This is a genomic window from Methylobacterium sp. Leaf104 (genome assembly GCF_001422885.1).
Classification (GTDB): domain Bacteria; phylum Pseudomonadota; class Alphaproteobacteria; order Rhizobiales; family Beijerinckiaceae; genus Methylobacterium.
In genome coordinates this window covers 1-22,975 of record NZ_LMMZ01000017.1, presented here as the reverse complement: position 1 = coordinate 22,975, position 22,975 = coordinate 1, and the positions used below count along the sequence as shown (strand labels likewise).

General features: G+C 66.5%; 16 protein-coding genes, 1 tRNA gene and 1 pseudogene. 2 read left to right on the top strand and 16 right to left on the bottom strand.

Annotated elements, in window-relative coordinates:
• From ASF49_RS23660 to ASF49_RS12290, 10 genes are all read right to left on the bottom strand, one after another.
• The coding region (locus tag ASF49_RS23660) for a GTP-binding protein (RefSeq protein WP_244472826.1) at positions 1 to 104 on the bottom strand (104 nt) is incomplete at its 3' end.
• Between the two features lie 69 nt (positions 105 to 173).
• A complete protein-coding gene (gene fusA / locus ASF49_RS12330; protein WP_056473109.1) occupies positions 174 to 2,249 on the bottom strand; it encodes an elongation factor G in 2,076 nt (691 codons plus the stop codon).
• A gap of 30 nt (positions 2,250 to 2,279) precedes the next feature.
• Positions 2,280 to 2,750 (bottom strand): 30S ribosomal protein S7, encoded by a 471-nt coding sequence (gene rpsG, locus ASF49_RS12325; RefSeq protein WP_056183508.1) that lies wholly within the window; start codon positions 2,748 to 2,750, stop codon positions 2,280 to 2,282.
• Positions 2,751 to 2,855: 105 nt separating this feature from the next.
• Positions 2,856 to 3,227, bottom strand: a complete 372-nt coding sequence (gene rpsL, locus ASF49_RS12320) for a 30S ribosomal protein S12 (RefSeq protein ID WP_018044234.1) — start codon at positions 3,225 to 3,227, stop codon at positions 2,856 to 2,858.
• A 448-nt stretch (positions 3,228 to 3,675) separates the two neighbouring features.
• Positions 3,676 to 7,884 carry a DNA-directed RNA polymerase subunit beta' gene (rpoC, locus tag ASF49_RS12315; protein ID WP_056473105.1) on the bottom strand — a complete coding sequence of 1,403 codons (4,209 nt, stop codon included), beginning with the start codon at positions 7,882 to 7,884 and terminating at the stop codon, positions 3,676 to 3,678.
• 172 nt (positions 7,885 to 8,056) lie between these two features.
• Positions 8,057 to 12,181 (bottom strand): DNA-directed RNA polymerase subunit beta, encoded by a 4,125-nt coding sequence (rpoB, locus tag ASF49_RS12310; RefSeq protein ID WP_056473103.1) that lies wholly within the window; start codon positions 12,179 to 12,181, stop codon positions 8,057 to 8,059.
• Positions 12,182 to 12,430: 249 nt separating this feature from the next.
• Positions 12,431 to 12,811 carry a 50S ribosomal protein L7/L12 gene (rplL, locus tag ASF49_RS12305; RefSeq protein ID WP_056473101.1) on the bottom strand — a complete coding sequence of 127 codons (381 nt, stop codon included), beginning with the start codon at positions 12,809 to 12,811 and terminating at the stop codon, positions 12,431 to 12,433.
• A 57-nt stretch (positions 12,812 to 12,868) separates the two neighbouring features.
• Positions 12,869 to 13,399 (bottom strand): 50S ribosomal protein L10, encoded by a 531-nt coding sequence (gene rplJ, locus ASF49_RS12300; protein WP_055954702.1) that lies wholly within the window; start codon positions 13,397 to 13,399, stop codon positions 12,869 to 12,871.
• A 565-nt stretch (positions 13,400 to 13,964) separates the two neighbouring features.
• Positions 13,965 to 15,590 (bottom strand): B12-binding domain-containing radical SAM protein, encoded by a 1,626-nt coding sequence (locus ASF49_RS12295; RefSeq protein ID WP_056473099.1) that lies wholly within the window; start codon positions 15,588 to 15,590, stop codon positions 13,965 to 13,967.
• 189 nt (positions 15,591 to 15,779) lie between these two features.
• Entirely contained in the window at positions 15,780 to 17,111 is a 1,332-nt protein-coding gene (locus ASF49_RS12290; protein ID WP_056473097.1) for an aminotransferase-like domain-containing protein, read from the bottom strand.
• Positions 17,112 to 17,814: 703 nt separating this feature from the next.
• On the opposite strand from ASF49_RS12290, the gene ASF49_RS12285 reads away from it, so the two are divergent.
• Both ASF49_RS12285 and ASF49_RS12280 read left to right on the top strand, forming a co-directional pair.
• Positions 17,815 to 18,771: a sulfurtransferase gene (locus tag ASF49_RS12285; RefSeq protein ID WP_056473112.1), complete on the top strand. Its 957-nt coding sequence runs from the start codon at positions 17,815 to 17,817 to the stop codon at positions 18,769 to 18,771.
• A gap of 24 nt (positions 18,772 to 18,795) precedes the next feature.
• On the top strand, positions 18,796 to 20,019 hold the full coding sequence (locus ASF49_RS12280) for a YeeE/YedE family protein (protein WP_056473094.1): 1,224 nt from the start codon (positions 18,796 to 18,798) through the stop codon (positions 20,017 to 20,019).
• Between the two features lie 77 nt (positions 20,020 to 20,096).
• Here ASF49_RS12280 and rplA read toward each other — a convergent pair whose 3' ends face one another.
• The 6 genes and pseudogenes from rplA to ASF49_RS23080 all read right to left on the bottom strand — a co-directional run.
• Entirely contained in the window at positions 20,097 to 20,795 is a 699-nt protein-coding gene (gene rplA / locus ASF49_RS12275; protein ID WP_056183492.1) for a 50S ribosomal protein L1, read from the bottom strand.
• A 12-nt stretch (positions 20,796 to 20,807) separates the two neighbouring features.
• On the bottom strand, positions 20,808 to 21,257 hold the full coding sequence (rplK, locus tag ASF49_RS12270) for a 50S ribosomal protein L11 (protein WP_018044245.1): 450 nt from the start codon (positions 21,255 to 21,257) through the stop codon (positions 20,808 to 20,810).
• 216 nt (positions 21,258 to 21,473) lie between these two features.
• Complete coding sequence (nusG, locus tag ASF49_RS12265; protein ID WP_056183491.1) at positions 21,474 to 22,007, bottom strand: transcription termination/antitermination protein NusG; 534 nt, start codon at positions 22,005 to 22,007, stop codon at positions 21,474 to 21,476.
• A 66-nt stretch (positions 22,008 to 22,073) separates the two neighbouring features.
• Positions 22,074 to 22,376, bottom strand: coding sequence for a preprotein translocase subunit SecE (gene secE / locus ASF49_RS24810; protein WP_056473091.1), 303 nt, complete (start codon positions 22,374 to 22,376; stop codon positions 22,074 to 22,076).
• A 216-nt stretch (positions 22,377 to 22,592) separates the two neighbouring features.
• Positions 22,593 to 22,669: transfer RNA gene (locus tag ASF49_RS12255), tRNA-Trp, on the bottom strand.
• 216 nt (positions 22,670 to 22,885) lie between these two features.
• Positions 22,886 to 22,975, bottom strand: a pseudogene (locus ASF49_RS23080) (EF-Tu/IF-2/RF-3 family GTPase); the annotation flags it as partial.

Here is a 22,975-nt window from a genome sequence, read left to right as displayed (position 1 = left end):
ACCTTCGTGATCGCCGCCGTCAAAGACGTCTTGCCGTGATCCACGTGACCAATCGTGCCAATGTTGCAGTGCGGCTTCGTACGCGCGAATTTCTCTTTGGCCATGATAGCCTCCGTCTGATCTGATGTTGCGTCTGAAGGGGTGCGGGAGGCGCCCCGAGGGGCGCCGCCGTCTTAGGCGTACTTGGCGACGACCTTCTCGGCCTCGCCGCGCGGCACCTCTTCGTAATGGTCGAACTGCATCGTGAAGTTGGCGCGGCCCTGTGAGAAGGACCGGAGCTGGTTCACGTAACCGAACATGTTGGCCAGCGGCACCATCGCGTTGATGACGTTCGCATTGCCGCGCATGTCCTGGCCCTGGATCTGGCCACGGCGGGAGTTCAGATCGCCGATCACCGAACCGGTATACTCTTCCGGCGAGACGACCTCGACCTTCATCACCGGCTCGAGGAGCACCGAGCCGCCCTTCTGGAGGGCTTCACGGAGCGCTGCGCGCGACGCGATCTCGAAAGCGAGGGCCGACGAGTCGACGTCGTGGTAGGCGCCGTCGATCAGCTCGACCTTGATGTCGACCACTGGGAAGCCGGCGAGGATGCCGGCACCGAGCACCGAATTCAGGCCCTTCTCGACGCCCGGGATGTATTCCTTGGGCACCGCGCCGCCGATGATCTTCGAGGCGAACTCGAAGCCCTTGCCGGGCTCGTTCGGCTCGACGACGAACTTCACCCGAGCGAACTGACCGGTACCGCCGGTCTGCTTCTTGTGGGTGTAGTCGATCTCGGTGCGCTTCGTGAGCTTCTCGCGGTACGCCACCTGGGGCTGGCCGATATTCGCGTCGACCATGTAGGTGCGGCGCAGGATGTCGACCTTGATGTCGAGATGGAGCTCGCCCATTCCGCGCAGGATGGTCTGGCCCGATTCCTGGTCCGTGGAGACCCGGAAGGACGGGTCCTCGGCGGCTAGCTTGGCGAGGGCGATGCCCAGCTTCTCCTGGTCAGCCTTGGACTTCGGCTCGACGGCGATCTCGATCACCGGCTCGGGGAATTCCATCTTCTCGAGGATGACGGCCTTCTGCGGATCGCAGAGCGTGTCGCCCGTGCGGGTGTCCTTGAGGCCTGCGAGCGCCACGATGTCGCCGGTGAAGGCTTCCTTGACGTCCTCGCGGTTGTTGGCGTGCATGAGAAGCATGCGGCCGACGCGCTCCTTCTTGTCGCGCGACGAGTTCAGGACGTTGGCGCCCGACTCGATCTTGCCCGAGTACACGCGGCAGAAGGTGATCGTGCCGACGTGCGGATCGTCCATGATCTTGAAGGCGAGCATGGAGAAGGGATCCGTATCCGACGGGTGACGGACGGTCTCTTCCTCGGTCTTGAAGTCGATGCCCTTGATCTCGCCGCGATCGGCGGGCGACGGCAGGTAATCGACGACGGCGTCGAGCAGGGGCTGAACGCCCTTGTTCTTGAAGGCCGAGCCGCAGAGCACGGGGTGAAAGGCGCGGCGCTGCACGGCGGTGCGGATGAGGCGGTGCATGGTCTCGGCATCCGGCTCGACACCGTCGAGGTAGGCCGACATGGCGTCGTCATCCATCTCCACGCAGGCTTCGACGAGTTTGACGCGGTACTCGGCGGCCTGGTCGGCGAGGTCGGCCGGGATCTCGGTCTCCGAGAAGTCCGCGCCGAGCTTCTCCGACGTCCAGACGATGGCCTTCATCTTGATCAGGTCGATCACACCCTTGAACGTGTTCTCGGCGCCGATCGGCAGCTGTAGGCAGACCGGCTTACCGGCAACGCGATCGATGATGTCGGCCACGCACTTGAAGAAGTCCGCGCCGATCTTGTCCATCTTGTTGACGAACACGACGCGCGGCACGTCGTACTTGTCGGCCTGCCGCCAGACCGTCTCGGTCTGCGGCTCGACGCCCTGGTTGCCGTCGAGCACGCAGACGGCGCCGTCGAGCACGCGGAGCGAGCGCTCCACCTCGATGGTGAAATCCACGTGGCCGGGGGTGTCGATGATGTTCAGGCGCTTGTCGCGCCAGAAGCAGGTCGTCGCAGCCGAGGTGATCGTGATGCCACGCTCCTGCTCCTGCGTCATCCAATCCATCGTCGCGGCGCCGTCATGGACTTCGCCGATCTTATGGGACTTGCCGGTGTAGTAGAGGATCCGCTCGGTGGTCGTGGTCTTGCCGGCATCGATGTGGGCCATGATGCCGAAGTTGCGGTAGTCCTCGATCGCGTGCGTGCGGGGCATCGGATTGCTCCTGAAAGGGTCCGGGTCCGCTTACCAGCGGTAGTGCGAGAAGGCGCGGTTGGCTTCAGCCATCCGGTGGGTGTCTTCCCGCTTCTTCACGGCGTTGCCGCGGTTGTTGGCGGCGTCGAGCAACTCGGCCGAGAGGCGCTCGACCATGGTGCGGTCGTTGCGGCCGCGAGCGGCCTGGATCAGCCAGCGGATGGCCAGCGCCTGGCGGCGCTCGGTGCGCACCTCGACGGGAACCTGGTAGGTCGCGCCGCCGACGCGGCGGGAACGCACCTCGATCGCCGGAGCGACGTTGTCGAGGGCAGCGCGGAAGACTTCGATCGGGTTGGCGCGGGCGCGGTTCTCGACGATGTCGAAGGCACCGTAGACGATGCGCTCAGCGGTCGACTTCTTTCCCTCGTACATGATCGAGTTCATGAACTTGGTCAGCACGATGTCCCCGTACTTCGGGTCCGGGATGATCTCACGCTTCTCGGCAGAATGGCGGCGGGACATCGCTCGCTCCGTCTTAAACTTGGTCTTCTTGAAACCACCCCGCGCAGGCCGCCTTGAGCCTCTGAGAGGCCGGCGACATCCTTACGGGGTGCGCGAATATCGGTCTTACTTCGGCCGCTTGGCGCCGTACTTGGAACGGCGCTGCTTGCGACCCTTGACGCCCTGCGTGTCGAGCACGCCGCGCAGGATGTGGTAGCGCACACCCGGAAGGTCCTTCACACGGCCGCCACGGATCATCACCACGGAGTGCTCCTGAAGGTTGTGACCCTCGCCCGGGATGTAACCGATGACCTCGAAGCCGTTGGTCAGACGAACCTTGGCGACCTTGCGGAGCGCGGAGTTCGGCTTCTTCGGGGTCGTCGTATAGACGCGGGTGCAGACGCCACGCTTCTGCGGGCAGGCGTCGAGCGCCGGCACCTTGTTGCGGCTCTTCTGCGCCTTGCGCGGCTGAGCGATCAGCTGGTTGATCGTCGGCATGCCAATCCTCTCGAAACGCGTCACCTGCGTCGGTGACCGTCGAAATCCAAATCTCGTTCTGGCCGGCCCCGGCATCGCACATGAGCGTGCGACGAAACGCAAAACCGCGCCCCAGGCTGATTTCAGCCTTTGGCGCGCCGTTGCAAGCAGAGGATCACCTGCATCGAAGCAAGCGATCGTGCCGGGCTGACACGTGTTCGTCTGTTGAAGTCGGATGCGTTTAGGAAGCCCGGATCGAGGCCTTGGGCCTCACGATCGATTGCTGCCTACGGCCAGCCGTTCAATGAGGGCCTGATAGAGGCGGATTCGCCCCGCGTCAACCCATTCCGTCACAAGTTCATGAAGTTGCGGGGTCCGGAGGGCCCGCAGACGCGGGCTATCGCCCCTCACGAAAAAGGGGCCGCCCGGCGGGCAGCCCCTTCTTCTCTGGCGCGATGCGCCGATCCGTCTACTCGGCGGCGGGCGGCAACTCGGAGAGGGGCTGCGCCCCGCTCTCGGTGGCTTTCTGCTGCAGGATCAGGTTGTCGCGACGCCGCGCCACGGCGCGGATCTCGGCAGCCATGGAGCCCGTGCCGGCCGGGATGAGGGACCCGACGATGACGTTCTCCTTCAACCCCTCGAGGTAGTCGATCTTGCCGTTGACAGCCGCCTCGGTGAGCACGCGGGTGGTCTCCTGGAACGAGGCCGCCGAGATGAACGACTTCGTCTGCAGGCTCGCCTTGGTGATGCCGAGGAGGACAGGCACCCCGACGACCGGCTTCTTGCCCTCGGCAAGCAGCTTCTCGTTGACTTCCGCCAGCTCCGTCCGGTCAATCTGGTCGCCGGTCAGGATGTCGGAATCGCCGCCGTCGGTGATCTCGACCTTCTGCAGCATCTGCCGGACGATGACCTCGATGTGCTTGTCGTTGATCGACACGCCCTGGAGCCGGTAGACCTCCTGGATCTCGTTGACGAGGTAGGCAGCGAGCTCCTCCACGCCCTTGATCGCCAGGATGTCGTGCGGCGCGGGGTTGCCGTCGACGATGTAGTCGCCGAGCTCGACCACGTCCCCGTCCTGGAGGTGGATGTGCTTGCCCTTCGGGATCAGGTACTCGACCGCGTCGGAGCCGTCATGCGGCGTCAGCGTCAGGCGACGCTTGTTCTTGTAGTCGCGCCCGAACTGGATCGTGCCCGACTTTTCCGCGATGATCGCCGCGTCCTTCGGACGACGGGCCTCGAACAGCTCCGCCACCCGCGGCAGACCGCCGGTGATGTCGCGGGTCTTGGCCGAGTCGGCGGAGACGCGGGCCAGGATGTCGCCGGCCTTCACCTTCGCGCCCGGGTCGTAGCCGATGATGGCGTCGACGGGCAGGAAGTAGCGGGCATCCGAGCCGCGCGGCAGCTTCATCGGCTTGCCGTCGGCATCGAGCACCAGCATCGCCGGCTTGAGGTCGGCAGTGCGGGCGGTCCCCCGCCAATCGATGACGACGCGCTTGGCGATGCCGGTCGACTCGTCGGTGGTCTCGGTGATCGACTGGCCGTCGATCAGGTCCTCGTAGGCCACCACGCCGTCCGTCTCGGTGATGATGGGACGGGTGTAGGGATCCCACTCGGCGATGCGCTGGCCGCGCTTGACGGTGTCGCCCTCGTCCACGCGCAGCTTCGCGCCGTATTGCAGGCGGTGATTGGCGCGCTCGGTGCCGTCGGAGCCGACGATCACGATGGAGACGTTACGGCCGGTGGCGATGAGATCGCCATCCGAGTTCCGTGCCAGGGCGCGGTTCCGGATCTTGATCGTGCCCTCGAAGCTCGATTCGATGAAGGACGAATCGGAGATCTGGGCAGCGCCACCGATGTGGAAGGTGCGCATGGTGAGCTGGGTGCCCGGCTCGCCGATGGACTGCGCCGCGATGACGCCGACGGCCTCGCCCATGTTGACGGGCGTGCCGCGGGCGAGATCGCGCCCGTAGCAGGTGGCGCAGACGCCGCTCTTGGTGGCGCAGACGAGCACCGAACGGATCTTGACCTCCTGGATCCCGGCCGCCTGGATGGCCGGCAGGTGCTTCTCCTCGATCGTCTCGTTGGTCTTGACGATCACCGTTCCGTCGAGGGCCACGAGGTCCTCGGCCGTCGCACGCCCGAGAATGCGGATGGCGAGCGGAGCCACGACCTGGCCCGCATCCACGATGGCGCGCATGCGGATGCCGTTGGTGGTGCCACAATCAACCTCACGGATGACGGCGTCCTGGGCCACGTCGACGAGACGACGGGTCAGGTAGCCCGAGTTCGCGGTCTTCAACGCCGTGTCCGCGAGGCCCTTGCGGGCGCCGTGGGTGGAGTTGAAGTACTCGAGCACGTCGAGGCCTTCCTTGAAGTTCGAGATGATCGGCGTCTCGATGATCTCGCCCGAGGGCTTGCTCATCAGGCCGCGCATGGCGGCGAGCTGGCGCATCTGCTCACGGGAGCCGCGGGCGCCGGAATTCGCCATCATGTAGACCGAGTTGACCTGCTTGTCGGTCCCGTTCTCGTCCTTCTGGACCGCGGAGATCGCGGCCATCATCTCGTCGGCGAGGCGGGCCGAGCACTTGCCCCAGGCATCGACGACCTTGTTGTACTTTTCACCCTGGGTGATCAGACCGTCGTTGAACTGCTGCTCGAATTCCTTGACCAGGTCGCGGGTCGACCCGACGATCGACCACTTGTTGGCCGGCACGACCATGTCATCCTTGCCGAACGAGATGCCGGCCTTGAATGCGTGGTTGAAGCCGAGCGCCATGATGCGATCACAGAAAATCACCGACTCCTTCTGACCGCAGTGGCGGTAGACGGTGTCGATCATCGCCGAGATCTCCTTCTTGGTCATCAGCTTGTTGACGACGTCGAAGGGCACCTTGGCGTGCTGCGGCAGGGCCGTGGACAGGATGACCCGGCCCGGCGTGGTGTCGTAGGTCTTGGTCAGCGGCTCGCCGTCGGGGCCGATGCCGTTCCAGCGCCAGCGGATCTTCGAGTGCAGCTTGACGGTCTTGGCGGCCAGGGCGTGCTCGAGCTCGCCGATGTTGCCGAAGACACCCTGCATCGGGTTCTGTTTGTTGGTCGGGTCGAAGGCGCCGACCGCCCCCTCGGCCACGATCGACAGGTAGTAGAGGCCGAGCACGATGTCCTGCGACGGCACGATGATCGGGTGACCGTTCGCCGGGTGCAGGATGTTGTTGGTCGACATCATCAGGACGCGCGCTTCCAGCTGAGCTTCGAGGCTCAGGGGAACGTGCACGGCCATCTGGTCGCCGTCGAAGTCCGCGTTGAAGGCGGTGCAGACCAGCGGGTGCAGCTGGATCGCCTTGCCCTCGATAAGCTTGGGCTCGAAGGCCTGGATGCCGAGGCGGTGCAGGGTCGGCGCGCGGTTCAGCATCACCGGGTGCTCGCGGATCACCTCGTCGAGGATGTCCCAGACCTCCGGCTTCTCCTTCTCCACGAGCTTCTTGGCCTGCTTCACCGTGGCGGAGAAGCCCTTGGCGTCGAGGCGCGCGTAGATGAACGGCTTGAACAGCTCCAGCGCCATCTTCTTCGGCAGGCCGCACTGGTGCAGCTTCAACTCGGGACCGACGACGATGACCGAGCGGCCGGAGTAGTCGACGCGCTTGCCGAGGAGGTTCTGGCGGAAGCGGCCCTGCTTGCCCTTCAGCATGTCGGCGAGCGACTTCAGCGGACGCTTGTTGGCGCCCGTGATGACGCGGCCGCGGCGGCCGTTGTCGAACAGCGCATCCACCGCTTCCTGAAGCATGCGCTTCTCGTTGCGGATGATGATGTCCGGCGCACGCAGCTCGATCAGCCGCTTGAGGCGGTTGTTGCGGTTGATGACGCGGCGGTAGAGGTCGTTCAGGTCGGACGTGGCGAAGCGGCCGCCATCCAGGGGGACGAGCGGGCGCAGGTCCGGCGGGATCACCGGCACCACGGTGAGGATCATCCATTCGGGCTTGTTGCCCGACATCTGGAAGGCCTCGATGATCTTCAGGCGTTTGAGCAGCTTCTTGGGCTTCAGCTCCGACGTGGTAGTGGCGATCTCCTCGCGCAGCGAATCGGCGATGCCGTCGAGGTCCAGCTCCTGCAGGATCCGGCGGATGGCCTCGGCGCCGATCATGGCGGTGAAGCTGTCCTCGCCGTACTCCTCCTGCGCGCGCAGGTACTCCTCCTCCGACAGGAGCTGACGCTCCTTGAGGGGGGTGAGGCCCGGCTCGATCACGCAATAGGACTCGAAGTAGAGAATCCGCTCGAGGTCCTTCAGGGCCATGTCGAGCAGCAGGCCGATGCGCGAGGGCAGCGACTTCAGGAACCAGATGTGGGCGACGGGCGCGGCAAGCTCGATATGGCCCATCCGGTCGCGCCGGACGCGCGCGAGGGTGACCTCGACGCCGCACTTCTCACAGATGACGCCCTTGTACTTCATGCGCTTGTACTTGCCGCACAAGCACTCGTAGTCCTTGATGGGGCCGAAGATGCGCGCGCAGAACAGGCCGTCACGCTCGGGCTTGAACGTACGATAGTTGATCGTCTCGGGCTTCTTGATCTCGCCGAAAGACCACGAGAGGATCTTCTCCGGCGACGAGATCGAGATCTTGATCTGGTCGAAGCTCTGGGGCTGAGCCTGCTGGTTGAAAAGATTCATGACCTCTTGGTTCATGATCTACTCCTGCTGACGAGGCGCACCCTCCGCCGAGGGGCTGACCACGTGCTGTAAACGGGTGCGGCGCGACGACCGGCCGGATCGTCACTGACCGTAGAACGGGAGGCCCTGCCCCTCCCCGCTCCGACCGCGCCGGGGTCGAGCCCGGCGCGGGAGCGTGATGCGGTGGTTATTCGGCCGCCTCTGCGGGCGGCTCGATCTGGTCGTTGGCGAGCTTCTTCGAGGAGGTGAGCTCCACGTTGAGGCCCAGCGAGCGCATCTCCTTGACGAGCACGTTGAACGATTCGGGGATGCCGGCCTCGAAGGTGTCGTCGCCGCGCACGATGGCCTCGTAGACCTTGGTGCGGCCGGCCACGTCGTCCGACTTGACCGTGAGCATCTCCTGCAGCGTGTACGCGGCGCCGTAGGCCTCGAGGGCCCAGACCTCCATCTCGCCGAAGCGCTGACCGCCGAACTGCGCCTTTCCGCCCAGCGGCTGCTGGGTGACGAGGGAGTACGGACCGATCGACCGCGCGTGGATCTTGTCGTCCACGAGGTGGTGCAGTTTCAGCATGTAGATGTAGCCCATCGTCACCTTGCGGTCGAAGGGCTCGCCCGAGCGGCCGTCATAGAGCGTCGACTGGGCCGACCGGTCGAGACCGGCCATCTCCAGCATCTGCTCGATGTCGGCTTCCTTGGCGCCGTTGAACACCGGGGTCGCCATCGGCACGCCGCGGCGCACGTTGTTGGCGGCCTCGGCCAGTTCTTCGTCTGACAGCCCTTCGAGCTCGGACGGCGAGTAGATCGCCTTCATCTCGTCCCGGAGGGGCTCGATGTCCTGGCTGCGCAGGTAGGCATCCACCGCCTGGCCGACCTTCCGGCCGAGACCGGCCGCGGCCCAGCCGAGGTGGGTCTCGAGGATCTGACCGACGTTCATGCGCGAGGGCACGCCGAGCGGGTTCAGCACGATGTCGGCATGGGTCCCGTCCTCCAGGAACGGCATGTCCTCGATCGGCACGATCCGCGAGACGACACCCTTGTTGCCGTGACGGCCTGCCATCTTGTCGCCGGGCTGGATCTTGCGTTTCACCGCCACGAAGACCTTGACCATCTTCATGACACCGGGCGGAAGCTCGTCGCCGCGCTGCAGCTTCTCGACCTTGTCGAGGAAGCGCTGCTCGAGGCGCTTCTTCGACTCGTCGTACTGCTTCTGCATCGCTTCCATCTCGGTCATGAGACGGTCGTCGATGACGGCGAACTGCCACCATTGCGAACGCGGGTACTCGCTGAGGAGCTCACGGCTGAGCGTGGTCTCCTTCTTGAAGCCCTTCGGGCCGGCGATGGGGGCCTGACCGATGAGCACGGTGGCGAGACGCGCGTAGGTGTTGCGATCGAGGATCGCCTGCTCGTCGTCGCGATCCTTGGCGAGACGCTCGATCTCCTCGCGCTCGATCGCCTGGGCGCGCTCGTCCTTGTCGACGCCGTGGCGGTTGAACACCCGGACCTCGACGATCGTGCCGGTCACGCCCGGGGGGACCCGGAGCGAGGTGTCGCGCACGTCGGACGCCTTCTCGCCGAAGATGGCGCGCAGGAGCTTCTCCTCCGGCGTCATCGGGCTCTCGCCCTTCGGCGTGATCTTGCCGCACAGGATGTCGCCCGCATGGACCTCGGCGCCGATGTAGACGATGCCGGCTTCGTCAAGGTTCTTGAGCGCCTCTTCCGAGACGTTCGGGATGTCGCGGGTGATTTCCTCCGGACCGAGCTTGGTGTCTCGGGCCATCACCTCGAATTCCTCGATGTGGATCGAGGTGAACACGTCATCCTTCACGATCCGCTCGGAGAGCAGGATCGAGTCCTCGAAGTTGTAGCCGTTCCACGGCATGAACGCGACGAGTACGTTCCGGCCCAGCGCCAGCTCGCCGAACTCCGTCGAGGGACCGTCGGCGATGATCTCGCCCTTCTTCACGGCCTCGCCGACGCGCACCAGCGGCTTCTGCGTGATGCAGGTCGACTGGTTGGAGCGCTGGAACTTCTGCAGGCGGTAGATGTCGACGCCCGGCTTGTTGGCATCGGCCTCCTCGGTGGCCCGGATGACGATACGGGTGGCGTCCACCTGATCGACGATACCGGTCCGGCGTGCCGCGATGGCGGCACCGGAGTCGCGTGCGACCACGGCCTCCATGCCGGTGCCGACGAAGGGCGCGTCGGCGCGAACCAGCGGCACGGCCTGGCGCTGCATGTTCGAGCCCATCAGGGCGCGGTTCGCGTCGTCGTTCTCGAGGAACGGGATGAGCGCGGCCGCCACCGAGACGAGCTGCTTGGGCGACACGTCCATGAGGTCGACGCGATCGGGCGGCACGACGATGACGTCGCCGGCCCGACGGCAGACCACGAGATCTTCGGTCAGCTTGAAGTTCTCGTCCATCTGGGCGTTGGCCTGGGCGACGTAGTACTTCGCCTCCTCCATCGCCGAGAGGTAGGCGACGTCGGTGGTGACGACGCCGTCCTTCACCCGCCGGAACGGGGTCTCGATGAAACCGTACTTGTTGACCCGCGCGAAGGTGGCCAGAGAATTGATCAGGCCAATGTTCGGGCCTTCCGGCGTCTCGATCGGACAGATGCGGCCGTAATGGGTCGGGTGCACGTCGCGCACCTCGAAGCCGGCGCGCTCGCGGGTCAGGCCGCCAGGGCCAAGCGCCGAGAGGCGACGCTTGTGCGTCACTTCCGAGAGCGGATTGGTCTGGTCCATGAACTGCGACAGCTGGGAGGAGCCGAAGAACTCGCGTACGGCTGCGGCCGCCGGCTTCGCGTTGATGAGATCCTGCGGCATCACCGTGTCGATATCGACGGAGGACATCCGCTCCTTGATGGCGCGCTCCATGCGGAGCAGACCGAGGCGGTATTGGTTCTCCATCAACTCGCCGACCGAGCGCACCCGGCGGTTGCCGAGGTGATCGATGTCGTCGATCTCGCCCTTGCCGTCGCGTAGGTCCACCAGGGCCTTGACGACCGCGAGCATGTCCTCGCGGCGCAATGTCCGCACGGTGTCCTCGGCGTCGAGGTCGAGGCGCATGTTCATCTTCACGCGGCCGACGGCCGAGAGATCGTAGCGCTCGGGATCGAAGAACAGCGAGTGGAACATCGCCTCGGCGGTGTCCAGGGTCGGCGGCTCGCCGGGACGCATGACCCGGTAGATGTCGAACAGCGCGCCTTCGCGGCCGGAGTTCTTGTCCACCGCGAGGGTGTTGCGGATGTAGGGGCCGACGTTGATGTGGTCGATGTCGAGCACGGGCAGCTCGGACACGCCGACATCCTCGAGGCTCTTCAGGAGCTTGTCGGAGATCTCGTCGCCGGCCTCGGCCCAGATTTCTCCGGTCTTGGCGTTGACCAAGTCCTCGGCGATGTACTGGCCGATCAGGTCCTCGTCGGTGGCCTTCAGGAACTGCACGCCGCGCTCGGCGATCTGCCGGGCGTTGCGGGCGTTCAGCTTCTTACCGGCCTCGAGCACGACCTCACCGGACTCGGCGTCGATCAGATCGACGGACGCCTTGAAGCCCTTCAGGCGATCGGCGTCGTAGGGCACGCGCCAGTCGGCGCCGTCGCGGTCGTAGACCACGCGGTTGTAGAAGGTCGACAGGATCTCCTCGCCATCCAGGCCGAGGGCGAACAGCAGCGACGTCACGGGAAGCTTGCGCTTCCGGTCGATGCGGACGTGCACGATATCCTTGGCATCGAACTCGACGTCGAGCCAGGAGCCGCGATACGGGATGATGCGGGCGGCGAAGAGGAGCTTGCCGGAGGAGTGCGTCTTACCCTTGTCGTGGTCGAAGAACACGCCCGGGGAGCGGTGCATCTGGGAGACGATGACGCGCTCGGTGCCGTTGACGATGAAGGTGCCGTTCTCCGTCATCAGGGGCATGTCGCCCATGTAGACGTCCTGCTCCTTGATGTCCTTGACCGACTTCGCGCCGGTATCCGGATCCACATCGAACACGATGAGGCGGAGCGTCACCTTGAGCGGGGCCGCATACGTGATGCCGCGCTGGCGGCACTCGTCGACGTCGTATTTCGGCTGCTCGAACGTATACTTCACGAACTCGAGGAGTGCGGTCGAGGAGAAATCCGAGATCGGGAAGACCGACTTGAACACGGTCTGCAGGCCTTCGTCGCCCCGTCCGCCTTCCGGCTCGTCCATGATCAGGAACTGGTCGTAGGACGCCTTCTGAACCTCGATGAGGTTCGGCATCTCGGCGACTTCCTTGATCTTGCCGAAGAATTTGCGAATCCGCTTGCGACCGACCAGCGTGTTGGCCATGGGTGACCTCGCTCCTACGTCCCGCGTACCGGGTGCCCGGGGAAGGCGTCTGCCTCCCGCAACCAGGCTTCGGGCCCGCCCCGCCGGACGACGCCCTCCCGAACTGAAAATCCTGTGGCCCTCGCGTGGGCCGGTCGGGCCGCCTGAAGCGACCATGGCCCACGGGCGTGAACCCGCGGGCCGTTGGCGCCGTCAGGCTCCGGGGAGCCTGACGGAAAGTGATGGACCGGTCCGGTCCACCGAAGGGTCTTACTTGAGCTCGACCTTGGCGCCAGCCTTCTCGAGCTGGGCCTTGAGCTTCTCGGCCTCTTCCTTGTTGACGGACTCCTTGACGGCCTTCGGAGCACCCTCGACGAGGTCCTTGGCTTCCTTGAGGCCGAGGCCGGTGATCGCGCGGACCTCCTTGATGACCTCGATCTTCTTGTCGCCGGCGGCGGTGAGCATGACCGTGAACTCGGTCTGCTCCTCGGCGGCGGCAGCGCCACCACCACCGGCGGCCGGGCCGGCGGCCACGGCGACGGCAGCGGCGGCCGAGACGCCCCACTTCTCTTCGAGCATCTTGGCGAGGTCGGCGGCCTCGAGAACGGTCAGCGAGGACAGGTCGTCGACGAGCTTGGCAAGATCAGCCATGTTGGTATTCCCTTGGATATCGGTTTGAACGGATGGGTTGAGAAGGGCGATGCGGCCTCAGGCCGCTTCGCTCTGAGCCTCGTCCTTGGTGGCATAGGCCCCGAACACGCGGGCGAGCTTGGCCGCCGGTGCGTTGACGACCTGGGCGATCTTGGTCGCGGGAGCCTGGATGAGGCCCACGATCTTGCCGCGCAGCTCGTCGAGGGACGGCAGCGAGGCGAGGGCCTTCACACCGTCCGGGTTCAGGGCAGTCGTGCCCATGGCGCCGCCGAGGATCACGAGCTTGTCGTTGACCTTGGCGAAGTCCACCGCAACCTTGGCGGCCGCGACCGGATCGCTCGAATAGGCGAGCAGGGTCGGACCCTTCAGGAGGGGCTTGATGGAGGCGACGTCCGTGCCATCGAGAGCGATGTTGGCGAGGCGGTTCTTGGTGACCTTCACGGTGGCACCGGCCTGCTTCATCTGCGAGCGCAGCTTCTGCATGTCGGCGACCGTGAGGCCCTTGTAGTGGGCCACGACGACGACGGCGGTGTTCGCGAACACGCCGTTGAGCGTCGAGACGAGATCAGCTTTGGCTGTCCTGTCCACTGGGGCTCTCTCCGGTTGGCGGAACCCGAGAACGGGTCCGCCGGTTGCACATGCCGCCCGGGACGGAACTCGGCTTAACAAGAAGCCGGAACGTCCTTGGCGACGCTTCACGGCCCTGTCCCCTATCGCCCCCCGGAACGGGTGGACGACACGGGTGAGATGGTTCAAACCGATGCCTCACCCTGTCCGCGAGATGCGAACCCGGCGAGGGCAATAGAATTTCGGTCTTCCCAGTCTGTGCAGGCTTGTGGATTAAGCCGGTGGCCCGGCGCCTGCAGTCTCGGACAGGACATGGCCGGACGAAGCTCAGAAGGGGTTTTATGCCCCTCGAAGCCTTCCGGCCAACACCACCTGGTTGCCCAGGCGATCTCTCAATCGGAATGCGACCGATCGGCCGATTCCTTTCTCATGTATGAAAACGTTGAGCGGGGTCTATAGAGCCTTGCAAGCAGCCTGCCAAGTGCCCCGGGCGATTATTCCGCCGCAGGCCGCGCATTTTCCTTGACGCCGTCGGCGGTCCCGGACTGCGATCCGGGACCACGCGCGGACAGAGCGTAAGCGCCTGTCAGGTCGGCAGGAATCTGCGCGCTGCCCGCCACCAGGGCTCGCGGGCATTGCGCGTCTGGTCCGCCTTGGCGGCGTAGAACGAGGCGTTGTGCTCTCCGCGCAGGGCCTCGCGGGTGAAGCGGATCAGGTGGTGGGCGACGAAGCCCATGTTGAACACCGCCTCGATCTGACCGCGCTTGAGGGCGTGGCCGGCGGCTCGCCAGAACACTCGGCGGTAATCGGACAGCAGGCCGACGCGCACGGCGATGTTGAAGCCCAGCACGAGGCCGCGGCGCAGGTTGGTGCGGGTCAGCTTTCCCTTCACCGGGGTCTTGATCCGGTTCGGGTAGGTCACCTCCACCTGATGCCGGAAGCGCTCGAAGATCTGCGCTGGCTCGTAGGCATGGGCGATGGCCCGGCGCCAGGAGGCCACCACGTCGTCGTGCGGGCGCTTGAACAGGACGTTCGATTCCAGCGCGGCGTCGTGGACGAGGCGGTTCTCGCGGGTCAGGCGGTCCCAGAGCGGCGTCTTCGGCAGCGCCTGCAGCAGGTTCATGGTCAGCACGGGCACGGCCGACTTGTCGATGAAGTCGATGAGCTTCTGCTCGGACTGGTCGGTGTCGGTGTCGAGGCCGAGGATGATGCCCGAGGTCACCTCGAGGCCGTAACTGTTGAGGGTCTCGATCGCCTCGTACATCGGCACAGCGGCGTTGTGCTTCTTGTCGATTCCCGCGAGGGCGTCCTCCTCCGGCGTTTCGATGCCGACGAAGACGGTCATGAAGTTGGCCTGCCGCATCAGCTCGAGAATATCGGGCTGCTTGGCCATGTTCAGGGTCGCCTCGCAGGCGAACTGGAGCGGATAGGCGTTCTTCTTCTGCCACGCCACGAGGTGGGGCAGCATGTCCTTCGTGGCCTTGCGGTTGCCGATGAAGTTGTCGTCGACGAAGTAGACCACCGCCGGGTGGCCCGGCTGGGCGATGATCGCGTCGAGCTCGCCGAGCATCTGCTCGGGGCTCTTCAGCCGCGGCTGGCGGCCATAGAGCTGCGGGATGTCGCAGAACTCGCAGCGATAGGGGCAACCCGAGGAGAACTGCAGCGAACCGATGAGGTAGCGCTTGAGCGGCGCCGCCTCGTAGGCCGGAGCCGGGAAGTCGGAGAGCGGCAGGCGCTCCTTGGTCTCCAGGCGCACCTGCGCCGCCGGAATGGACACGTCGCGGTCGAGGGTCGCGACCAGTTCGTCGGTGGCGTCGCCGATCTCGCCGAGATGCAGGTAGTCGAATTCGGGATACTGCTCGGGAGAACCGGAGACCGAGGGGCCGCCGAGCACGGTCACCTTACCGGCCGCGTGGGACCGGGCGTAGATGTCCCGGATCTGCGGGGCCTGTATGTGCATGCCGGAGACGAACACCGCGTCGGCCCAGGCGAAGTCCGCCGCGCCGGCCCGCGCGATGTTCTCGTCGATGAATCGGTACTCCCAGGCCTCCGGCATGTAGGCCGCGATGAGCAGGAGCCCTTGCGGGGGCATGAAGGCCTTCACGCCGCCCATCAGGGGGTAGGCGTGAGAGAAGGTCCCGAAGGACGGCGTGTAGGCGGGAAAGACGCACAGGATGCGTCGCTTCGAGGTCACGGAGAGGGTGCATCGCATGACGGCATACCTAGCACAGCCAAGCGCGAAGGCGTCACCCTCCCCTGTTGTTTTCTATGGCTTTCCGTCGATCGCACCCGCTCCCTCTCGGTGGCCGCCCCACCCCTTCACGCGGCTTTGAACGGATCCCCGCGCCGGACGCGGATGCCGACGCGCTTGCCGGCGTCCCACGCGCTGGGTGTCCGGGGCTCACTCGACCTGGGAATCCTCTCCCTCGATGGCGAGCCTCCGGAGGATCTGGAGCGCGCTCGCGAGCCGGGCCATCGGCGGGGACCCGAGGGCCAGGCGGACCCCGTTGGGCGCCGCGGCGGAATCGATGGCGAAGGCGCTTGCGGGCGAGACCGCCACCCCGTTGCGTGCCGCCGCCGCGGCGTAGCGGTCGGCGTTCCAGGCACCGGGAAGCGTCAGCCAGAGGTGATAGGCACGCGGGTCGCCCTGGACATCGAGGCCGGACAGGGCTTCGCGGGCGAGGGTCTGGCGCGCCGCCGCATCCGTGCGCTTGGCGCGGCCGATCCGCTCGGCCAGACCGTCGTTGATCACGTGGATCGCCATCGCCAAGGGAAGGCCGCTCACCGTCCAGGCTCCGTTGCGGATGATGCGGGCCAGGCGATCCACGAGGGCGGCCGGGGCGGCGACGAAGCCGAGGCTCAGGCCTGGCGCCAGCCGCTTCGACAGGCTGTCCACCAGGATCACGCGGTTCGGGGCCATGGCCGCCAGGGGCTCCTCGTCGCAGAGGAATCCGTAGACTGCGTCCTCGATGCCCATGATGTCGTGACGCTCCAGCAGGTCCGCGATGGTGCGGCGGCGCGCCTCGTCCATGGTGTGTCCGAGCGGGCTCTGCAGAACGGTCTGCAGGTACAGGGCGCGGAGGGGTGCCTGCTTCTGTGCCGCCGCGATGGCATCCGGCCGGACCCCCCGCTCGTCCACGGAAAGCGGCACCGGGACGATCCCGAGCCGGGCCGCGAGCCCTCTGATCACCGGATAGGTCAGGGCCTCGACCCCGATGCGCTCGCCGGGCTGGACGAGGGCCGCCATCGCGGCGGCGATGCCCTGCCGCCCCGCTCCCGTGAAGAGGACGCGATCCGGCTCGGACGACCAGCCTCCCCTCTGGAAGAAGGCCGCGGCCGATTCTCGCGCCTGCGCGGTCGCCGCGGGTCGCACCGGTGGGAAGGTCGCCTGCAGTTCCGCCGGGTCCAGCAGGGCCCGGAGGCTGGTGGCGAGGTCGGCGGCCTGATGGGGAAGGATGGAGAAGACGTGTTCGAGGTTGATCAGGCCCGTCTCGGCCTCCGACGCCACCGTCGTGACGATCCCGGCCGGGCCGCGGATATAGGTCCCCCGCCCCACTTCTCCGGTGACGAGGCCGCGCCGCACCAATTCGGCGTAGACGCGGCTGGCCGTCGAGACCGCGATCCCGCGTTCGTAAGCGAACTGTCGCTGTGGCGGCAGTCGGGTTCCCGGCGGCAGGGCGCCCGATGCGATCTCGGCCGCCAGTCCGTCGGAGATCGTCCGGTAGTCGCTCACGTCGATATTGCTCCGAGTGCAATGATTCGATTGATATCGGTCAAAATCGGATCAATGGAGAGGGGCGATCCGATGGAGGCCGTAGATGATATCGAGACCAGACAGTTTGCCAACCGGTCGTTCTCCGGTGGGGGCTCTTCTATCCCACGGGACCGCTAGGTCTCCGGTCCGGCGACTCCGGACATCTCCTGTGGCACGCGCGATTGCCCTCGTCGCGCTGTGGCGTCGCCGCGCCGTGGGGCGCCATGCGATTAGGGCCATGACATCGGAGCAAATGACGGAGCTCGATCTCGATTGCACCGCGTTGCGTCGTGAAGGCGCGAAGCCATTCTGGCGCGCGTGAACCGAGAATCGATCGCTCGGTCGCCATGGAGGGCGATCGCTCGGGGCTGCGTCGCGCGTCCCGGGAAGCGCATCCGCATCCCAACCGCGGCGTTGTCCGAAGCGGTCGGTTTCCGGACGGCCTCGCGAACGGTCGAGCGTCCGAGAAAGTCCTGGTTTTGTTACCAAGTCTACGGAAAGGATGTTCTCTCTCTCAATATATCTTTGAAATAACTTGGTATTGCTCTCGGTCGAATTCAACAACACGATCGTGCCGTCGAGTTTCGGGGCCTGGCACGGGCATGTGTGCGGCCAGAGGGTGCTGTCGGTGATCGCCGGCCCGGCCCGAACCCTGATGCCGTTCCGCCGCTGGAGAGCGACCGTGTCCTACAGAATCCTCCTTGCCGCCCGGGTTGCCCTGGCCGTCCTGGCGTTGCCGACCCTCGGGGCTCGGGTGGCGCAATCCGCCGAGCAGAGCCAAGCTCGGTCGAGTCCCCTCGTCTCCACCGAGTGGCTCGAGGCCAACCTCGCCGACCCGAAGCTGCGCATCGTCGAGGTCAGCGTCGAGCCGGGCGTGTACGAGCGCGGCCACGTGCCCGGCGCACAGAACGTGGTCTGGCACACCGACCTCGTGGAGACCGTGAGCCGCGACATCGCAGGACCGGAGAAGTTCGCTGCCCTGGTCAGGCGCCTGGGCATCGACCGCGACACCACCGTGGTGCTCTACGGCGACAACAACAACTGGTTCGCCGCCTGGGGCGCCTGGGTCTTCGCCCAGTACGGACTCGTGGACAACGTCAAGCTCCTCGATGGCGGGCGCAAGAAGTGGGAGGCCGACAAGCGGCCGCTGGAGACACGAAGCCCGGACGTGGCGGCTTCGCGCTTCCCCGTCACGCCGGTCTCCAGCGCGCAGCGCGCGCGCCTCGCGGATGTGCTCGCCGTTGCCCGCAAGGAGCGCAACGAGGCGATCCTCGACATCCGCTCGCCGGACGAGTTCTCCGGCAAGGTCATCGCTCCGCCCGGCATCCAGGAACTCGCGATCCGGGCCGGCCACATCCCCGGTTCGGTGAACGTCCCCTGGGCCAAGGCCGTCAATCCGGACGGCACCATCAAGCCCGTGGCGGAACTGAAGAAGCTCTACGCGGAGGCCGGGATCGACGGCTCGAAGCCGGTGATCACCTCATGCCGCATCGGCGAGCGCTCCAGCCATTCCTGGTTCGTCCTGAGCCGGATCCTCGGCTACCCGGTGCGCAACTACGACGGGTCCTGGACGGAGTACGGCAACACCGTGGGCGTGCCCGTGGTGAACCTCGCCGGGACCGTCTGGACCGGCAAGTAAGCGCCGTCGAATCCCTGCCTCCCCGTGAGCGTCTCCCCCCTCGCAAATGCGGGCGCGCCCAGGCCCCAGGCCGGGCGCGTCCCCGTTCCGCTGCGCGCCCTCTTCGCAGGCCTGATCGGCGCGGGCCTGCTCTTTGCTGCCTGGTACCTCTCGGGGGAGCCCGGCAGCGGTCGGCTCGCCCTCTCCCTCACCTTCGGCACCGCGTTCGGCTTCGTGCTGCAGCGCGCCCGCTTCTGCTTCCTCTGCCTGTGGCGCGACCTGATCGACCGGGGCGATCCGCGCGGGGCGCTGGGCATCCTGGCGGCTCTGGCCGTGGGCACGGTGGGCTACGGTGTCGTGCTCGGGGCTTGGCTCCCCGACCCCGGTGGCCCGCGCCTCGCTCCGGACGCGCATATCGGTCCCGTAGGCCCGGTCCTAGCCCTGGCGGGCGCCGTGTTCGGGAGCGGCATGGCGATCTCTGGCTCCTGCATCGGGGCGCATCTCTACCGGCTCGGCGAGGGCTCGCCGACGGCGCCCTTTGCCCTCGTGGGCACCGCACTGGGCTTCGTTCTGGGGTTTGTCAGTTGGAACACGCTCTATCTCACCAGCATCAGCGAGGCGCCGGTGCTCTGGCTGCCGCGGTACCTCGGCTATGCCGGCAGCCTGGTCCTCACGCTCGGTGTCCTGGCGGCCCTGGCGCTGCCGCTCCTGCGGCGGCTGCCACCAGCGGTGACAATGGCGCCGCGGCGGGTCGATCCGCTGCGAGCGGTGTTCGCCGAGCGCTGGCCGACCTGGATCGGTGGCCTCGCGGTGGGCGCCATCGGGACGCTGGCCTATCTCCGGGTGGGGCCGCTCGGCGTCACCGCCGAGATCGGCGGGCGCAGCCGGCAGGCAGCGGCAACCCTCGGCCTCCTGCCCGAGCGCCTGGAAGGCCTCGACGGCTTTCGCGGCTGCGCCACGGCGATCCGGGACGCGGTGCTGACCCCGAACGGCTTGTTCGTCGCCGGGCTGGTGATCGCCTCCTTCGCGGCCGCCCTCGCGGCGGGGGAATTCCGTCCTGCGCGTCCGACCCGAAATCAGGCCGCGCGCGGTCTCCTCGGCGGACTCCTCCTCGGCTGGGGCGCGATGACGGGGCTCGGCTGCAGCGTCGGCACGCTGCTCTCCGGCATCATGGCGGGGGCGGTGTCGGGCTGGGTCTTCGGGGCGGCGATGTTCGCCGGGCTCACCGCGACCCTGTTCGTGGGGCGGCGCTTGCGTCTTCTGCCTTAGTTAGGGCCGGACATACGAAAACGCCCGACCATGAGGCCGGGCGTTTCCATCGACTCGCGATCACGCCGGGGCGTGAATCAGGCGGTCAGCACCGTCGAGGGCTCGACCTTCACGCCCGGACCCATCGAGGAGGTCACGGCGACGCGCTGGACGTACTGGCCCTTGGCACCGGCGGGCTTGGCCTTGGAGACCGCGTCGGCGAAGGCCTTGATGTTCTCGACGAGCTTGTCGGCGTCGAACGAGACCTTGCCGATGCCGGCGTGGATGATGCCGGCCTTCTCGACGCGGAACTCGACCGAGCCGCCCTTGGCGCCGGCGACGGCACCCTTCACGTCCATAGTCACGGTTCCGACCTTCGGGTTCGGCATCAGGCCGCGCGGGCCGAGCACCTTGCCGAGACGGCCGACGAGCGGCATCAGGTCGGGCGTCGCGATGCAGCGATCGAACTCGATCTTGCCGCTCTGGACGATCTCGAGGAGGTCCTCGGCGCCCACGATGTCGGCGCCGGCGGCCTTGGCCTCGTCGGCCTTGGCGCCGCGGGCGAACACCGCCACCCGCACCGTGCGGCCGGAGCCGTTGGGCAGGTTGCAGACGCCGCGGACCATCTGGTCGGCGTGGCGCGGGTCGACGCCGAGGTTCATCGAGATCTCGACGGTCTCGTCGAACTTGGCGCTGGCCTTTTCCTTGACGAGCTTGATCGCCTCGTCGATGGGATAGAGCTTGAGCGCGTCGATGCCCTCGCGGGCGGCGCGGATGCGCTTGCCTTCGTGTGCCATTGTGCCCTCCCCTTAAGCGACGACGTCGAGGCCCATGGCCCGCGCGGAGCCACGGATCATGGCGACGGCGGCGTCAACCGAGTCGCAGTTCAGGTCGGGCATCTTCTTCTCGGCGATCTCGCGCAGCTGCGCCTCGGTCACCTTGCCCACGGTCGGGCCCTTGCCCGGGGTCTTCGAGCCGGAAGCCGGCTTCTTGCCGATCTTCAGGCCGGCGGCCTTCTTCAGGAAGAAGGTGACCGGCGGCTGCTTCATCTCGAAGGTGAAGGAGCGGTCCTGGTACGCCGTGATGACGACCGGGATCGGGGTGCCCTTCTCGATCTGAGAGGTCTTCGCGTTGAAGGCCTTGCAGAATTCCATGATGTTGAGGCCGCGCTGACCGAGCGCGGGGCCGATGGGCGGCGACGGGTTCGCGGCGCCGGCCGGAACCTGAAGCTTCACGTAGCCCGTGATCTTCTTTGCCATAGGGACTGCTCCCAAAGAATGCCCGGCATCCGGCTGGCCTCAGCGCGGATGGATCAGGCGGTTGCAGGTCGCGGTTCGGCCCGCAGATCCCGGCGGCGAACCGGGCGGGCCTCCCGCGTGTGACACCGCCGCGGACGACGGTGGTTTCCGACCGAGCAAAGCGCCCGATGGAATTCAGCGAACAATCATGGCTGATCGTTCGAAAGACGCCAAAAATCAGATTTTCTCGACCTGCCCGTACTCGAGTTCGACCGGTGTGGCACGGCCGAAGATCGAGACGGCGACCTTGAGGCGCGACCGACTCTCGTCGATCTCCTCGACGGTGCCGTTGAAGGAGGCGAAGGGGCCGTCGGAAACACGGACCGTCTCGCCGATCTCGAAGGACACGGAGGGCTTCGGGCGATCGACGCCCTCGGCGACCTGACCCTTGATGCGCTCGGCCTCGGCGTCCGGGATCGGAACCGGCTTCGACTTGTCGGCCCCGAGGAAGCCCGTTACCTTCGGAGTGTTCTTGATGAGGTGGTAGACCTCGTCGGTCAGGTCGCACTTCACCAGGACGTAGCCGGGGAAAAACTTGCGCTCGGCGTCGACCTTGCGGCCGCGGCGCACCTCGACGACCTTCTCGGTCGGGACCATGACCTCGTCGAACAGCTCCATCAGGCCACGCTGGGCCGCCTGATCCTTGATGGACTGCGCGACCTTGTTCTCGAAATTCGAGTAGGCGTGGACGATGTACCAGCGCTTCGACACGGTTCTCACCAAATCCTGACGTCAGTCAGCCCGATCACGCCGCAGCGCGCCCGGGCCGAGAAGTTGTTAGGCGCCGACCCCAAGGATCAGGGTCACGAGATAGCGCAGCGCCTGGTCCACCACCGTGAAGAAGATGCTCGCCACCACCACCATGATGAACACCATCACGGTGGTCACGACGGTCTCCTTGCGGGTCGGCCACGTGACCTTGCGGCCCTCGTCGCGAACCTGGGTCAAGAACTCGGCAGGACCGACGCGCTTCTGCGCGGGGCGAACGGGCGGAGTCGCCCGAGGGGGCGTCGGCGTGGTGGAGCCGCGCTGCGGGGTGCGCGCGAGGTCCACTTTCTTCGATGCTTCGTTCGATGCCATGGCGCCAACAACAGGGAGATCGGCCCGAGCTTCGGGAAAGCGCGACGCGGCGGCTCCGGGGAGGAGCCTGCATCGACGGCCTTCATCGATCTCGGAAGGCGACCGCTCTACCGCAAGTCGCCGGGCTTGTCGACTGCGCCCGACCGGACTTCGCTGAGGAGCGATCTGCTGAAAGGGAAGAGGGCTGGGAGGGTCGACAGGTCTGACGCGGCCAAATGGCAGGAGTGGAGGGACTCGAACCCGCAACCTCCGGTTTTGGAGACCGGCGCTCTGACCAGTTGAGCTACACTCCTATGCGGAGGACGAGTCCCCCGCCGCGGCGCTGCTATAGACCGGCCGCGACGGCTTCGCAATGGTCAAACCGCGTCGCCGGCGAAGAACGTTGGCGACGGCTTCCGGGCGGGCGCCGGCCTCGAAAACGGCAACGGCGCCCCGGATCGATCCGGGGCGCCGCGTCCTATCGTGGTGCCGGCCGGGAGCCCCGCGAGGGCCGCCCGAGGCCGGCGCGATTAATCGTTGATGGCGGCGACGACGCCGGCGCCGACGGTGCGTCCGCCTTCACGGATGGCGAAGCGCAGCTTCTCTTCCATGGCCACCGG